The organism is Acidianus ambivalens (genome assembly GCF_009729015.1).
Lineage (GTDB): Archaea > Thermoproteota > Thermoprotei_A > Sulfolobales > Sulfolobaceae > Acidianus > Acidianus ambivalens.
This window is the reverse complement of sequence record NZ_CP045482.1, coordinates 580,461-595,012: the sequence shown is the minus strand read 5'-3', so window position 1 is coordinate 595,012 and position 14,552 is coordinate 580,461. Positions and strand designations below refer to the sequence as shown.

22 protein-coding genes are annotated in these 14,552 nt (G+C 38.6%); 12 read left to right on the top strand and 10 right to left on the bottom strand.

Features of this window, described 5'->3' with window-relative positions:
• Positions 1-86: 86 nt before the first annotated feature.
• The 6 genes from D1866_RS03620 to D1866_RS03605 form a co-directional block, all read right to left on the bottom strand.
• Positions 87-386, bottom strand: a complete 300-nt coding sequence (locus D1866_RS03620) for a DUF5658 family protein (protein ID WP_196773478.1) — start codon at positions 384-386, stop codon at positions 87-89.
• A gap of 10 nt (positions 387-396) precedes the next feature.
• Positions 397-627, bottom strand: coding sequence for a hypothetical protein (locus D1866_RS03615; RefSeq protein ID WP_152942807.1), 231 nt, complete (start codon positions 625-627; stop codon positions 397-399).
• A 137-nt stretch (positions 628-764) separates the two neighbouring features.
• Positions 765-947, bottom strand: a complete 183-nt coding sequence (locus D1866_RS13310; RefSeq protein ID WP_231136391.1) for a magnesium transporter CorA family protein — start codon at positions 945-947, stop codon at positions 765-767.
• A 90-nt stretch (positions 948-1,037) separates the two neighbouring features.
• Positions 1,038-1,253 carry a hypothetical protein gene (locus D1866_RS13305; protein WP_231136390.1) on the bottom strand — a complete coding sequence of 72 codons (216 nt, stop codon included), beginning with the start codon at positions 1,251-1,253 and terminating at the stop codon, positions 1,038-1,040.
• 83 nt (positions 1,254-1,336) lie between these two features.
• Positions 1,337-1,465 (bottom strand): hypothetical protein, encoded by a 129-nt coding sequence (locus D1866_RS13605; RefSeq protein WP_269199641.1) that lies wholly within the window; start codon positions 1,463-1,465, stop codon positions 1,337-1,339.
• Between the two features lie 111 nt (positions 1,466-1,576).
• Positions 1,577-2,728: an RNA-guided endonuclease TnpB family protein gene (locus D1866_RS03605; protein ID WP_152942809.1), complete on the bottom strand. Its 1,152-nt coding sequence runs from the start codon at positions 2,726-2,728 to the stop codon at positions 1,577-1,579.
• Between the two features lie 121 nt (positions 2,729-2,849).
• Here D1866_RS03605 and D1866_RS03600 point away from each other — a divergent pair, with 121 nt between their 5' ends.
• The 3 genes from D1866_RS03600 (at position 2,850) to D1866_RS03590 (ending at position 4,535) form a co-directional block, all read left to right on the top strand.
• A complete protein-coding gene (locus D1866_RS03600) occupies positions 2,850-3,110 on the top strand; it encodes a sulfurtransferase TusA family protein (protein WP_152942811.1) in 261 nt (86 codons plus the stop codon).
• A 1-nt stretch (position 3,111) separates the two neighbouring features.
• Positions 3,112-4,131: a histone deacetylase family protein gene (locus tag D1866_RS03595; RefSeq protein WP_152942813.1), complete on the top strand. Its 1,020-nt coding sequence runs from the start codon at positions 3,112-3,114 to the stop codon at positions 4,129-4,131.
• 83 nt (positions 4,132-4,214) lie between these two features.
• Positions 4,215-4,535, top strand: coding sequence for a PIN domain-containing protein (locus D1866_RS03590; protein ID WP_152942815.1), 321 nt, complete (start codon positions 4,215-4,217; stop codon positions 4,533-4,535).
• A 279-nt stretch (positions 4,536-4,814) separates the two neighbouring features.
• On the opposite strand, the gene D1866_RS03585 is transcribed toward D1866_RS03590, so the two are convergent.
• From D1866_RS03585 to D1866_RS03570, 4 genes are read right to left on the bottom strand one after another with little or no spacing between them, the layout of a single operon-like run.
• A complete protein-coding gene (locus D1866_RS03585; protein WP_152942817.1) occupies positions 4,815-5,351 on the bottom strand; it encodes a thioredoxin family protein in 537 nt (178 codons plus the stop codon).
• Positions 5,348-5,689 (bottom strand): hypothetical protein, encoded by a 342-nt coding sequence (locus D1866_RS03580; RefSeq protein WP_152942819.1) that lies wholly within the window; start codon positions 5,687-5,689, stop codon positions 5,348-5,350. Before D1866_RS03580 ends, D1866_RS03585 begins: the two co-directional genes overlap by 4 nt.
• Entirely contained in the window at positions 5,682-7,013 is a 1,332-nt protein-coding gene (locus D1866_RS03575; RefSeq protein ID WP_152942821.1) for a dihydrolipoyl dehydrogenase family protein, read from the bottom strand. The genes D1866_RS03580 and D1866_RS03575 overlap by 8 nt, the downstream gene beginning before the upstream one ends.
• The gene (locus tag D1866_RS03570; RefSeq protein WP_013776491.1) at positions 7,013-7,396 is read right to left on the bottom strand and encodes a DsrE family protein; all 384 of its coding nucleotides are present in this window, start codon (positions 7,394-7,396) and stop codon (positions 7,013-7,015) included. The genes D1866_RS03575 and D1866_RS03570 overlap by 1 nt, the downstream gene beginning before the upstream one ends.
• A 155-nt stretch (positions 7,397-7,551) precedes the next feature.
• On the opposite strand from D1866_RS03570, the gene D1866_RS03565 reads away from it, so the two are divergent.
• From D1866_RS03565 to D1866_RS03525, 9 genes are all read left to right on the top strand, one after another.
• On the top strand, positions 7,552-7,968 hold the full coding sequence (locus D1866_RS03565) for a DsrE/DsrF/DrsH-like family protein (RefSeq protein WP_152942823.1): 417 nt from the start codon (positions 7,552-7,554) through the stop codon (positions 7,966-7,968).
• A gap of 10 nt (positions 7,969-7,978) precedes the next feature.
• A complete protein-coding gene (locus D1866_RS03560; protein ID WP_152942825.1) occupies positions 7,979-8,221 on the top strand; it encodes a sulfurtransferase TusA family protein in 243 nt (80 codons plus the stop codon).
• A 71-nt stretch (positions 8,222-8,292) separates the two neighbouring features.
• On the top strand, positions 8,293-9,126 hold the full coding sequence (locus tag D1866_RS03555) for a 4Fe-4S dicluster domain-containing protein (RefSeq protein WP_152942827.1): 834 nt from the start codon (positions 8,293-8,295) through the stop codon (positions 9,124-9,126).
• A gap of 122 nt (positions 9,127-9,248) precedes the next feature.
• Positions 9,249-10,583, top strand: a complete 1,335-nt coding sequence (locus D1866_RS03550; protein WP_152942828.1) for a CoB--CoM heterodisulfide reductase iron-sulfur subunit B family protein — start codon at positions 9,249-9,251, stop codon at positions 10,581-10,583.
• A 48-nt stretch (positions 10,584-10,631) separates the two neighbouring features.
• A complete protein-coding gene (locus tag D1866_RS03545) occupies positions 10,632-11,711 on the top strand; it encodes a CoB--CoM heterodisulfide reductase iron-sulfur subunit A family protein (protein ID WP_155861044.1) in 1,080 nt (359 codons plus the stop codon).
• 46 nt (positions 11,712-11,757) lie between these two features.
• Positions 11,758-12,447 (top strand): hypothetical protein, encoded by a 690-nt coding sequence (locus D1866_RS03540; protein WP_152942830.1) that lies wholly within the window; start codon positions 11,758-11,760, stop codon positions 12,445-12,447.
• On the top strand, positions 12,434-13,126 hold the full coding sequence (locus D1866_RS03535; protein WP_152942832.1) for a 4Fe-4S dicluster domain-containing protein: 693 nt from the start codon (positions 12,434-12,436) through the stop codon (positions 13,124-13,126). Before D1866_RS03540 ends, D1866_RS03535 begins: the two co-directional genes overlap by 14 nt.
• Positions 13,123-14,040, top strand: a complete 918-nt coding sequence (locus tag D1866_RS03530; RefSeq protein ID WP_152942834.1) for a CoB--CoM heterodisulfide reductase iron-sulfur subunit B family protein — start codon at positions 13,123-13,125, stop codon at positions 14,038-14,040. Before D1866_RS03535 ends, D1866_RS03530 begins: the two co-directional genes overlap by 4 nt.
• A 167-nt stretch (positions 14,041-14,207) precedes the next feature.
• Positions 14,208-14,537, top strand: a complete 330-nt coding sequence (locus tag D1866_RS03525; protein WP_152942836.1) for a hypothetical protein — start codon at positions 14,208-14,210, stop codon at positions 14,535-14,537.
• Positions 14,538-14,552: the final 15 nt, after the last annotated feature.

Sequence of the window (14,552 nt, the reverse complement as noted above, 5' to 3'; positions counted from 1 at the left end):
GGGGAACCCTCGCTGGCGGGGAGGAAGTCAGATTTTATATCATGTTTCAACTTAACTAATTTAACAGAAAGCGTAATTATTACTTTTTAACCTCTTTCTTTTCTCTTTATCTTATTCAATTCGAAGATGTTATTGAAAGTAATTATTGCCTCGAAGATTGTATCAATAAATAGTAAAATATTAAGAGCTGGAAATTGGACAATTAGAATGGCCGCAAACGTACCTAGGCCGAACTTGTACAGTGCAAGTAATAGAGGACTTGATGCGAAAGGAGAAGCGATAGGATTCTTCTCCTCCGCTCCTCTCTTTATTCCGAGTATAGTAGTCCAATAATCATCAAACTGAAAGCCGTAGAACATGATAATTTCGTATATTATGGACAACATCCACACCACCTCAATGTCTACAAGAGTATATAAAAGAGTGAACAGCTATACCCAACAGCAGTAAACTTGACTCAAGAAATATAGGCCATAGTGCCGCATACCACGGCGGAGTGCATTGCAGGCTATATACCTTGTATTGAGTAGGAGACATGTGATCAATTGAGTATAAATACATAGCTAAGCCTAAAAACACACCAAAAGCTATTAGGCTAATTATCCCAACTATTACCCGCCTGCTCACGAAATTCACTACTCATAACTATAAATAAGTATTACGACTACAGCGGTATACAAAAAGTGATGAGAAAAATTTGACAAAACAGATGGACTATCACTTTAATTTCTTCTCTAAAAAATCTCGTGGTAGCTAAAAAGAGATTATAGCCAGCCTATCTTCCTTGTGAGGAGTATACCCAAAATTATTAAAGGAGAAAGGAAAATTAAGGCATAAGGAGTAAGAAAATTCGAAGGCAAAGAGGAATAAGTCACAGCGTAAATGCTTGCAATTGCGGTAACGGGCAAAAATATGAATGAAATCGAGGTTAACTTCTTTATTATCACGTTCAATCCGTTCTGAACTTCAGTTAAATATTGTAAAGATCTGCTGACCTAGTTATTAATATTTCCGCCCTTTCGTAGGCAAACTCTATTTCATCTAAGGAATTTGGACAACTTCTTTGACATGTAGTAAAGTGACGAAGAATCAGCATATAGATTCTCAACTTCCCTCCTCAAATCCCTTATTACCTTTAGGTCTTTAATCTCTCCTTCCGTAATACTGTCAAAGAGAGAATCGTACTTTGTAAATAATTCGCTCCTCTTATTTCCTAGGTAATAGAATACTTCGTCTAATATTCCTTCTACCAAGCTGCTAGGCTCACAGCTATCAAAATCCGCTTCTTTGATTAACTCTTTTAGTTTAGGAGAATAAATGGTGAGCTTTCCACCTATTAATATTGAGGAACTCCGTCTATGTCTAATCTCGCATAAAATCCGTTGTCCAAAAATATTACCCTATAAATATTTAAGTCGTCTAAAGAAGGAGGAAGAACATCTGAAAAGTTGATTTCACACTTCATAACCTTACCATGTATTGAGAGCTAAAAGGCTTTCCTAACTTAGCCTTGTCAATGTTATACATGGAGATAATGATATATAGCTGACTTCCTCCCCGCCAGCGAGGGTTCCCCTCATCGATTCGCTCTTACATCCCTCATTTGAGGGGCAGTCGAGAGGCTCAGAGAACCCCTCCCATTTAAATTAACTACAGCAATTACATCCCTATCATTCTCATAACCACATGAACACTTAAACCAACGATGGGAAACCTCAACCATCTTTTGCCCACACTTAGGGCATGAGACTGATGAATAACTGGGATTAACAAACTCAACAATCATTCCATGCTTCTTAGCCTGCCAAGAAATCCAATACTGCAAACGACGATACTGCATAAGATACAGTTTATCGTGGAACTCCTTAGGTAGCTTTTCCACGTTCTTAATGAGGTTCCTGAGGTTCTCTAACTTAATGACGTTAGAACCCATCATTCTCGCTACTTCAACAACCCATTTCCCCACTTTTCTAGCAAAATCCTCCATGATTCTCCTAGCCTTTTGATGGAAGGAGTGAATCCTGTTTAGGATCCTCTTATTCTCCCTCCACCTCCTTGGGTACTTCCTTTGTAGACTTTCAGCTAAAGACTTCCAGTGGTGAACCTCTTCGAGACGAGTTGGAATCCTAACGTAGTTCTTATCGTCCTTCCCAACTACTATGTCAGCCATGTTAATGTCTACGGCAATACTTTCCTTTGGCTCAACTTTCCCTTCTTCCTCTTTCTCAAAAACTACTTTTAGGAAAGCCTTTCCATCCTTAACCACTAACCTAGCCTCCTTCATCCTCCAACTCAGGTACTCCTTAAGGTTTCTAGGATATCCCAAGATTGGTAGTTCACCTACACCAGCAATCCTAACAGTCATTCTCTCGAAGTTCACGCTATAACTCGCTTTAGGAGTTAGCCAAACAGTTGGCTTATACACTCTCGGGAAACGTCCCCTCCTAGGATTATTATACCAACCCTTGTATATTGAGAGGGCATCCCTATAGCAGTCCTCAGCAACCTTTGATGGCAGATTGTATTCTCCTCTTAACTTCTCATACAACTCCTCGTGGACTTTCGAAAGCACTCCCTTCTCTTCCGGATTTTTCACATTTTCCTTCAGCCAGAATAGGGTGAAACGGAGTGCTTTAACGTAGTTATTAACAAGGGCTAGGAGGGAATCAGATAGAGCGATCTTCATCGAAACAGTTGCTCTGATCGCTTTATTTCCCCTCCTAGCCATTAATGGAATTTAAGAAAAAGAATTATTTAAATATAAGGGGCTATCCATCTGGCGAGGCTTTCCGCCCCCTTAACCCCCAACTTTGTAAAAACTTATTTACTTTTTTGATTTTCATAATTTTATGGAAGAACTAAACTTGGTAAGCCTCGAATGCCCAGAACCTTTCCTCAAAGTTTCGGCAAAGATAATGGAAATAAAAGGAGGGGAACAGCTAAAGGTCCTATATAAAGATCCTAAATGCGACGAAATGTTGCTCCAGCTCATGGATTTAGCTAACTGTCAAGTTCTTCAACACGAGGAAAAAGACGGAGTTTTTACTCTAATTATAGAGAAGAAGGGAGAAAAGAAGAAAGTTGACTTAAGCGACTTTACCGGTTGCTAAAATGATAGGAGTAATTTGGGACGATAGGTTTCTTAATATTTCCTTTTCTCACCCCATGATAAGGGATATAGCCAAAGCTAGGATAAGGAAGTTTAGGGAACTCCTTGATGGAATAAAAGATGAAATTCTCTTCATTAAACCTGAGCCTGCGAAGGAAGAGGATTTACTCATAGTCCATTCCAAGGAATACTTGAGAAAACTGAAGGAAGCGAGTAATTCTCCTTACATAGGTTTTTTAGACGAAGGAGACACTGTTCATTATCCAGGGATGTTTGACGACATACTTTTAATCCTAGGTGGGAGTCTTACAACAATTAAATTCTCTTCCTTCCTGGATTTCATTTACATTCCTCTAGGTGGTTTTCACCACGCATTACCTTGTAGAGCAATGGGGTTCTGTCCTATAAACGATATCGCAATTGCAGCAAAAATTCTGAGTAAAACTAGGAGAGTTGCAATACTCGACGTTGACGCCCACCACGGTAACGGAATACAGAGGATACTTTACAACGACGAGATCCTGAAGATAAACATCTTTGGTTACGACGGCCATTTCTTCCCCGGAGACGGTAAAATGGACGAAATAGGAGAAGGCAAAGGAAAGGGGTTGAATTTGAACGTCCAATTACCTAGGGGTTCTGGAGATGATGCCTTTGCTGAGGCTTTGAGAGTTACTCAGGTTTTGGAGGACTTCCGCCCTGATTACCTTTTGGTAAACGCTGGAGTTGACGGTCATAAGGATGACAGCTTACATTTCCTTAATTTGTCTGCTAATTCCTTCAATTATCTAGGTCAGAAGGTTAGGAGGCTTCAGAAAGAGCTGAATTTTAAGGTAATATCATACGGTGGCGGAGGTTACGGTGAGAGCTCTGCTTTATGTATGTTTGAATACATTTTAGGCTATCTAGGAAAGAAAGATAATCCAGAGGAGGAAACTAAGGGAAATGCTGAAAGAGTTAAGGAAGAAGTCGATGAAATTTTGAAAACTTTTTATTCCATTTTTGTTAAGAATCATTCTTAATTAAAGCTCTTTTTCTTTAGATGAGTTGAAATATGAAAAACTGGTAAGAAGAGCTTTTAATCGTCTCTATTCTACTTTAAATCATGGAGTACGCTGTAATATCTCCAAATCTTTTTAAAAGATTAGACGAGATTGTTGAAAAGTTTAAAGGAAAATATTCCTTAATAATTACGACCTCAGGCTTATCTTTTGCACTAAAGGAAGGGATAGATGTTGATAAGGCTTTGGATGAAGGAGTTAAGGTTTTGGCTTACTCTCATAAATTCCAACCTTTAGAAGGGTTAAGCATTGAGGAAACTGAGGCATTACTTTTGGCTAAAGACCTTAATTATTATTTAATAACTGCAGATGATAAGGTTAAGGAATTTGCTGAGAAAGAGGGAGTAAAAGTTATTGTTTTCTGAAAGTAAGTAGAAGAAGGCGTAATGTATTTTATTATTGCTCTTCTAATCATAAGCAGAAATTTCTTATCTCTTTTCATCTAGCCTTCACCATGACCACATTTCTCCCAGGTCATTCAAGTTTATCTCAACGTCTTTCCATACTCCTGCAAATCTAAGTAGCTTTACGTTGTGCATATTAAAACTTACCCTAGAAGAATTTTTCCTTCTCTTACTTCTCAACTTTAGATCAAAATAGGTTCCGCGTTAGATTAAAAATGATTTTACGTCTTTGAGAAAAAATTACTGTGTACTCTTTGCAAGCATTTTTAAGAGTATTAAAGGTGGAAATGATGGAAATTCTTTTTCATTATATACTATTTTAGGAGTACTTAGCACGTGGTATTTATCTATGTACTCCTCATAAACGTCCACGTCATATATCTCAAGGTTTACGCTCTCATTAATTATTGAAATTTGGTAAAATAGCTCTGCGACTGCGGGGCAATGAGTACAGGTTGCAGTAACGAAGAGCTTTAAGTTTCCTTTCAACTTCTTTGCTAATTCCATTTCATCCGCCTGCAAGTGTACAGTATTAGAAGAAATCCTAACCAAAGCGTTGAGGAAAGGCCAGAGTTCGTTAATTTCTGGTACTCCGTAGTAAGTGAAGAACTTTCTTCCTTCTTTTTCTACTTTAATTACAGGCCTATTACAGCCTTCTATCTTCACTATTTCATTATTTACCTTCATTTCATCAAAGAGGTCGTCTGCTAGGCATTCCTCAATTTTTAGCCCTTTTATCACGTTAGAGTACTGTTTAATTATTGGGTCGTAGCTCATATGAAATACCTCAAACTTTCTATTTTATCCATTGCGTCTATCAGCTTACTTTCTAACTCGTTCTCGTCCTTAAATTCCTTAATTACCAAAACCGATGAACCTTCCACAGAGTAAGATACTGGAGAACCTAAGCTTTGTACTAGCCTTGAAGCCCTTGCGTATTGAATGCCCATAGTAACTAAATCGTCTAAGCTTTCCTTTCCTGTAGGTAAGGGGATTGGAAAGACGCACTTATTTCCTCCTATAATATAAAAGGAGTAATCATTCATATCAACGACTTTCTTATCTCCTTCATTCTTCAACTTGTAACCTTTTTCTTCCAAGTATTTTTCAAGCATTTTTATCCTTAAATCTATCTACGTCTAAGTTAAAGAATCCTCTGCATGCGTTTATCATGCTTTCAGATAATGACGGGTGGACTAAAGCTGTCAAAGCTAGGTCTTTGCAAGTCATTCCTGCCTTTATTGCAATTGCCAACTCGTTGACAAGTTCTTCTGCAACGTCTGCAACTACTTCTCCGTAGACTATTTTACCTTTCTCGTCTACGCCTATTTTTGCGTAACCTTCTCTTAAGCCTTTTATTATAGCCCTAGTCGTTGCAGATAAAGGGAACTTGCACTCCTTTACTGCTAGCTTTCTATTTCCCACTATGCCTATTTGCGGATCAGTGTAGACTACTTGGGGAACTGAAAAATAGTCGATCCTCTCCATTTTTCCAGAGGAGTTTAATGCAGAAATTATTCCTTCAAGCATTGCAACGTGGGCTACTTTCTTTTCCTTATCTATTACGTCCCCTGCGGAATAAACTCTCGAGTTAGTCGTTTGCAGTAAGTCATTAACAACTATTCCATTGTCGTTGTATTTTATTCCCAGCTTATCAATTCCCTTGGGGAAGTTGGGCTTCCTACCGGTTGCGTAAACTACTATTTCACCTTTCTTTCTCATTCCTTTTTTTGTTACCACTTCTTGTTCCCTTATTTCCTCAACTTCGCAGTTTTCTATTAATTCCACTCCGTCCCATTCAAGGCTGTCTTTTATTATCTTCTGTCCGTCTTCATCTAAGTATTTCATTATCTTTCCCCTAGTAATGAGAGTCACTTCGCTACCCAACCTTGCATATATTTGTGCAATTTCTACTCCTGCATAGCCTCCGCCTATTACTACTAGCGATGAGGGAACGTAATTTAAGTTTACCGCTTCGTCTTCGCTTATTGCCCTTTCAATTCCTTTAATGCTGGGTTTTAAAGGGATTGATCCAGTGGCAATTATTAACTTGTCGAAAGATATTCTTTTTCCTTCAACTTCAACTTCGTTAGGAGACACAATCTTTGCCTCTCCTTCAATCACTTCCGCTCCGGAGTTTTTAACCAACTCTTTTCCTGCATTAGATAAGTATTCAATTATTTCATTTCTTTTTGAGAAAAAATTTCCTTTAGAGTCGGTCACACTAATTTCTAATCCTTTATAATTGCCAATTTCATTTAATCTAGAAAAAAGAAATGAAATATCTGAAAGAAAAATACTTGGTACACAACCGGAGTTTACGCAAACTCCTCCGAACTTTCCTTTTTCTATTACTACTACTTCCTTCCCTTCTCTTCCTAATACGCTACCAGCTACGTAACCTGCAGACCCACCGCCTATTACCACATACATGTCCATCAGAAGAATAATGTTCTATCCGCATCCATCGTTAAATCTATTAGTGTTGACCCTCCTACTAATTCAACTCCGTCAACTACGTCGCTTTCGTTCATGTGGCACATGTCTTTAAGGCTTTGTATGCAAACGTACATTTTTACTCCGTTATCTCTTGCCATGTCGAAGAAGTGTATGAATGGATTATTTCCTTTTTTCCTCTCCTCTTCTTGCCAGGCTTTTGATAATAGCAGTGGTCCCTTAATCATGAAGAATACTGAGGTTTCATATTCCATTGACGCTGCTATTGAAGCCATGAATAGTGGTGCGTAAGTTCTGTCTAAATCTTCTGGACCGTGAGTTACTACTATCAGTATCTTCTTTTTCTGCTCTTGTTCTTGAGACATGTTTATCTTGATTTATTTAATTTTAGTTCCTTATATTTTTTATCAAACAAAATCACGTTACATTCTCGTAGAGCATTTTATAAGTTTATTTAGAAAATAAAGCAATACCAAAAAGCTTAAATATTTTTAAGATAAACGATATTTAGGTGTAAAAGTTGGGAAGTAAAAAGTTATCATTAATAGTATTCTCTGGAACAATAGACAAATTAATGCCAGTAGGAATTTTGGCGTCTGGTGCTGCGGCAGCAGGTTACGAAGTAAACCTATTCTTCACTTTTTGGGGACTTCAGGCAATAACTAAGAAGTCAATCGGACAACCTCAGCCAATTGATAAGAACTACGAGCAATTCGGCCCAGTTATGATGCAAAGAATGCAGGAAATGAAGTACCCAACTTGGGATCAATTAATCATGCAAGCTAAGGAGGTTGGAGAGGTGAAAGTTTACGCTTGCTCGACCACAATGGAATTCTTCGGATTAAAGAGGGAAGACTTAGCTGACTTCGTGGATGATGTAGTCGGAGTTGCGACGTTCTTAGATAGAGCAGAAGGTGGAACTACCTTATTTATTTAAGGTGACCCACATGTCACAGGAAGTAAAAATAGCTAAAACCCTAGATTTAAAGGGAATGTTCTGTCCCGGACCAGTTTTAGAGACTGCAAAGGCAATAAAGACGATAAACGTTGGAGAAGTGCTAGAGGTTTATGCAACAGACCCTGCAGCAAAGTCTGATTTAGAGGCGTGGGCAAGGAGAACTGGAAATCAAATAATTGACATGAAGCAAGAGAACGGCGTACTTAGAGTGTTAATTAAGAGGACAAAGTAAGTTATTTAATTTTACATTTTTTTAAAACAAAACTTATAAGTCTCTTTTGATAATTAAAAGATGTGAGTTAAATGGCAACTAGGGTTCTACAATTACCAGACGATCCGAGATTTCTCGACATGTCTTACGAAGAGCAGGGAGCTCTGCCAGAAGAACAAAGGAACCTAGATAGGCTTCCCCCAGATCAGAGACAATTAGCTGAAGAGTTCTGGAAGGCAGTTAAATCCGATTTTAGGTTTAATGAGTATTTAAGGGGTTGTTTAAACTGCGGAGTCTGTACTTCCGGTTGTCCAGCAGCTAAGTTCTACGATTTCGGGCCTAGAGAAATGATACAATACATGATGAGAGATGAGGCAGATAAAATATGGGAATTCGTTAACAAGAAAGTTTGGGCATGCGTGCAATGTTATACTTGTTCAATGAGGTGCCCCTTCAATAACGAGATTGCCGGATTAATAATGTTACTAAGAGAATACGCTGTCCAATTTGCACTACCTTCTGCTAAGGAAATTTTAGCTCCTTATAGAAGAGTATTGTACACTGTCCTAACTTTAGGTAACCAAGTAACTCCAGATATGATTCAACCTGAGGCATTCCCAGACTGGGGTCCTCAGGCTGTAGAGGAATCAAAGAACATGGACGTTTATAGGAAAGCGATCCCCGTTGATTTATTACAAAGGACTGACGTTGGATGGCATCCTTCGCTTCAAACAGCAGTTGAAATGATGACTATAATGTTCGAGTCGGGAGTAATGGATTCAATAAAGAAAGTTGATCCAGACCTATATGATATGATCGCCGACATTTACGACGAGAGGAAGCAGCAATTGGAGGAAATTAAGGAGAAGTGGGAGAAAGGAGAGCTTAAGGAAGAAGACCTTCCTGACAGCTGGTTGGATCTTTAAGTTAGTTTCCTTTTTTGTACAATTTACGATATTTTAGAAAACTTATTCTATGTTACATAAAATGTTTAATAAGTAAAGTTTTTATTCCATTCTAACAAATGTATAGCTAAAGGGGAATTTGTATGTCGGAACAAGAAAATGTAGATAAAAAATTGCAGGAAGAGATTAAGAACGCTTTCCCTTATGCAGATGTAGTAGACTGGAACGAAGTATATCAAAGGATAATTTATAGATACAGTACTCCACACGGTTTACAGCATGTAAAAGAAGAAATGGAGAAATTGGAAGACGAAGGAGAAATAATAGTACACCACATTAAGCCTTATAATAACCCCGTGAAAATGCAATCTTTGAACGGTTTTCCAAAGACCATACCTACAACTAGGTTATGGAACCACAAGAGCTGCGGACAATGTGGTCACATTCCAGGGTATCCAACTTCAGTATTCTGGATAATGAATAAGTTAGAAATCGATTACATGGACGAACCTCACCAAACTTCTTGTACCGGCTGGAATTATCATGCATCTGGAGCATCGAACCCAGTAGCTTTAGCTGGAGTTTACGTAAGGAACATGTGGAGAGCTTATGAAATAGACTACTTCCCATTAATCCACTGCGGAACATCTTTTGGTCATTATAAGGAAGTAAGGAATATGATAATATTACACAAGGAAGTAAGAGAGAAATTAAGGCCTATAATGAGGAAACTAGGAATGGATATAGTAATTCCGGAGGAAGTAGTTCACTACTCTGAATGGTTATATACAATGAGCAAAAAGGCTGCACAGCACAAGAAGTACGATTTGAGCAACATTAAAGTCGCAGTACATACTCCCTGTCACGTTTACAAGTTAGTCCCAGAAGACACAATATACGACCCAGAAGTTTGGCAAGGAAGGAGACCTGCAGCACCAACTGGAACTGTACAGAACTTCGGAGCTAAAATAGTTGATTACTCAACTTGGTGGGACTGCTGCGGTTTCGGATTTAGGCACATCTTGACGGAAAGGGAATTCTCAAGGAGCTTTGCGCTATTTAAGAAGGTTATCCCAGCAGTAGAGGAAGCTCACGCCGACGTATTCGTTACTTCAGACACTGGTTGTGTAACAACTTTAGATAAGAGCCAATGGGCAGGAAAAGCTCACGGATTTAATTATAACTTACCGGTATTAGCTGATGCACAATTTGCTGCAATAGCAATGGGCGCAGACCCATATAAGATAGCCCAAATACACTGGCACGCGACTGACGTAGAAGGCTTCCTAAGGAAGATAGGAGTTCCAGTTGATGACTATAAGGAGAAGTTCTTACAATACTTGGCAGACTTAAGAGAAGGAAAGGCACAACCAGAGTACTTATATAAACCTCACAGGAAGATTGACTTCTACTTAGCATTGCCAGAAAGAGTAAAGTGGTACAAAGGAGAAAGTGCACAAACTGCGAAATCAAGTTAAGCAAATCTTTTTAATTAATTTTATTAAATAAATTAAGGGGTTAGAAAAGTGGCAGGAGAAAAAGTTCTTGTAATAGGATCAGGACCGGCAGGACTTTCGGCAACTAAGGAACTGCTAAATATGGGTGTTGACGTAGTTCTAGTTGAAAAGGAATCTTACTTGGGAGGAACTCCTAAGAAGTTAAAGTACAGCTTATTATTCCCAGAATTAAGGCCTGCGTCAGAAGTAATTGATCCTTTAATAAAGTCTGCTGACGGAGCAAAGAAGTACATGGAAAGCATAGTTGAAAGTGCTAAACCGGAAGGCAAAGGGTTTGTAGTTACAATAAAGGACAAGACGGGGAAAACAACTACTGAGAAGGTTAGTGCGATAATTGCGGCATCAGGTTTCGAGCACTTCGATTCCAGGAGGAAATATGAATATGGTTACGGAATAATTCCTAACATTTATCAAATATCAGACGTAGAAAGGATGCTTTCAGAGAATAAATTAGTTACAACAAAGGGCACTCCTCCAAAGAGGGTAGCAATTCTACTGTGTGTAGGTTCAAGAGATGCAACTGTAGGCAATACTTACTGTTCTAGGGTATGCTGTGCGGTATCAATTAAGCAAGCAATGGAAATTAAGCAAAGGATTCCAGATGCGGTAGTTCACATATATTACATGGATATAAGAACTTACGGATTAATGGAGGATAAATTGTACTGGAGGTCTCAGTTAGAATACAGAGTAGGATTCATAAGAGGAAGGATTTCAGAGTTCATGAGAGGACCAAACGATACTGTAATAATTAAAGGAGAAGACACAATGAACTTGAACAGAGCATTAGTAGTTCCCTACGATATGGTAATCCTTGCAAACGGAATGGAGTTAGGTTTAGGTTCTAAGCAAGTAGCTAAAGCCTTAGGATTGGAGTTTGAAGAGCACGGATTCGTAAAGCCTTTAGACCCAGACAGATTACCAGTGCAGTCAACTAGGAAAGGAATATTCCTAGCAGGAGCAATAACTGGTCCAAAGACTATTGCAGATTCAATAACTGAAGGACAAGCTGCAGCAATGAAGGCTTATGAGTACATAACTAAAGGAGTGTGGGAAGAGCCAGTAAAAGTTGAGGTGGTAGAACATTAATCCTATTTTTTTAAACGTTGATTACGTAAGGGAAATTTTTAATGCAATGTTAGATGTTGATATAAATAATACTGTATCCGGTAATGCGAAGAAGTCGTTACAAACAATTTTGGATGCAATGGAATTAAAGAGTAAGACCTTACGTTCACTTGAGATTTCCACAGAAGAAGACGCAAGGAAATTGTTTGAGTCCGTGTTCTATGCAAGGAAGCACTTTTCAGACGTTATTTCAAAGACTTCTATCCCTGAGTTATCCTCTGCATTCTCTCAACTTAAGGATCCTTCCCTCTCCTATAGCGAGAGAGTGGAGAAGTTTAAATCCATAGTCAAGGGAGGAGAAAGGGAAGACATTGAGGACATGGCCAAGGAGATCATTCATTTTCTAGAGCCGGAAAAATATCCTCTATGGACTAGATGGATATGGAATAAGGAGAGGGGGACTGGTTCAATAAATTACGTAATTAAGGACGACGTTAAGATAAATGACGAAAAAGAATTATTCTCTACAATAGATGAATTAAGGAACGTCTTGGAGATATTCGGTTTAGAATCCAAGGGTAAATATTACGTTACTTCCGTTTTTTTAGTTTACGCATATGTTAGATACCTAGACTATACAACCCACCTGGCGGTAGATAAGAAAGCCGCCGGGTTAATTCCTACGCATCTGTCTACCACAGCCCTGGTCTTGGGGCTAAAACCCTATCTCAAGGTGATCAAACTTGCCAATACCTGAGTTGGAAAAACCTATAATTAAAGGTGTAATTGAAAAGGAAAAGGTAGTAGTAGACGGAATTGAACTAGACGGAACTTGGAACGCATTCCTAGTGGAAAGAACACAAACCGGTTACGACCCATCAGTATGGGATGAAATAGCTAACACGCTGGAAGGTGTTACAATTAGTGCCTGCTGGCAATGCGGTACTTGTACTTCAGGCTGTACAATGAGGGAATACGATCCAAACTTCGGCCCTAGAAAGTTCATTGATTTGGCAAGAAAGGGAGATAAGCAAGCATTAGCTGAATTGCAAGATTCATTATGGAGATGCGTATCATGCCAGAAGTGTACTCACAGATGCCCTAAAGGAGTAATGGTTGAGGAAGTTGTTCATGCCATACACAATTACGCATTAAAGCACGGATTAGTTAAGAAGGATCCTGGCACAGTTTTCGATGAGTTATTTCTAGATACCGTAATGAAGAACGGTGGAAGAATAAGTGAGCTTTTATTAGGTTCCGCCGCCGCAAAGGCGGGTTTCGTAACCATGAGTTTGAGGGACTTGATAACCATGTCCGTACCCTTAATTAAATCCGGTCTAATAAAAGATCTATTAAAGCCAAATAAGGTAAAGAATTGGGATAGAATAAAGTCAGTATTAGAGGAAGCAATGAAGGAGGAGGTGAGACCAGAATGAGCACTAATAATCCATACGGTAAAGTAGCATTCTATCCTGGCTGTGCACTAGACGGTTTAGGAAAGTCGTATGACGTTTCGTTAAGGCTAGTAGCAGAAGACCTTGGACTTAAATTCGAGAGACTTGATGACTATAACTGTTGCGGTGCATTAGAAGTTAAGAACGTAAATACAATGGCCGGATTACTTCTCCCTGCTAGGAACTTATCATTAGCTAGGAAAATAGGGGCTAATGCAATAATGTCTGCCTGCCCAGGTTGTCATTACTCTCTATCTAGAACCCAATACTACATGAGTAAATACACTAAAGTTAGGGAGAAAGTTAACGCGTACTTAGAGAAGATGGGAGAGAAACCTTACGACCTTCAGTTAATGACAATTCATGCCGTAGAGTACTTCTATAACACAGTAGGCGTAGAAGGAATAAAAGCTAAAGTCAAGAGGCCATTGACGGGATTAAAAGTTGCTCCCTACTACGGTTGTTTATACACCAGACCGAAACCTTATACTTTAACTGGATACATGAAGTTAAAGGATGACCCGGAGAGACCAATATTCATGGACGAACTGTTGAAGGCTCTAGGAGCAGAAGTAGTGCCATTTGAGGCTAAAACAATGTGTTGCGGAGGACCGCATGTTTATTCTGACATTGAGGTAGCTTTACACCTCGAGGCAAGAATATTAAAGGAAGCTAGGAGGAACGGTGCGGATATGTTAGTTGTAGACTGTCCATTAGGTGGCGTTGCCTTAGAGACTAATATGAATAAGATTGCGGAAAAGTACGGAGAAGACTTGAGGATGCCTATAGTTTACTTTACACAGCTAATGGCATTTGCGTTTGGGCATAGTCCGGAAGAGGCATTATTAACAGCTAACTTAACTAACCCAATGAGTATTCTAAAGAAGTATTTGTAAAGACAGACTTCTTCTTTTTTCTCCTTCTTCCTTTTCTCTTCTTTTTTACTTTTGTTATATTTATTTTCTCGTTTCTTATTCATTTTAATAATGTTTTAGCTTTTATAAGTCTCTAGTCTAAGGTAAACCTTAAAAATTTGTTCATTATTTAATTAATTTGATTAAAAATGTCAGAAGAAGAACTCCTTAAGCCTGGAGAAAGGGAAATGATACAAAGTAGGAGCTATCTTTACGATTTAATTGATAAATTGAATGATATTCTAGAAAATAAAAAGGAAATACTTGAGCAGAAAGGCATAGCACCAAAACTTTCCATAACTCTAGAGCTTATTACGTTAAATAGACTTTATCTGGACGTAATATATAAGACCTACTGGAACCAATTACTTGAAGTTATAAACGAACTTAACGCTATACCAGAGCTTAAAGATGACATGGTTGATGTTAACGCTGATGTAGAAGAAATAAAGAAACTTAAGCAACAAGGAGGATTTTAATACAATATATAGAGT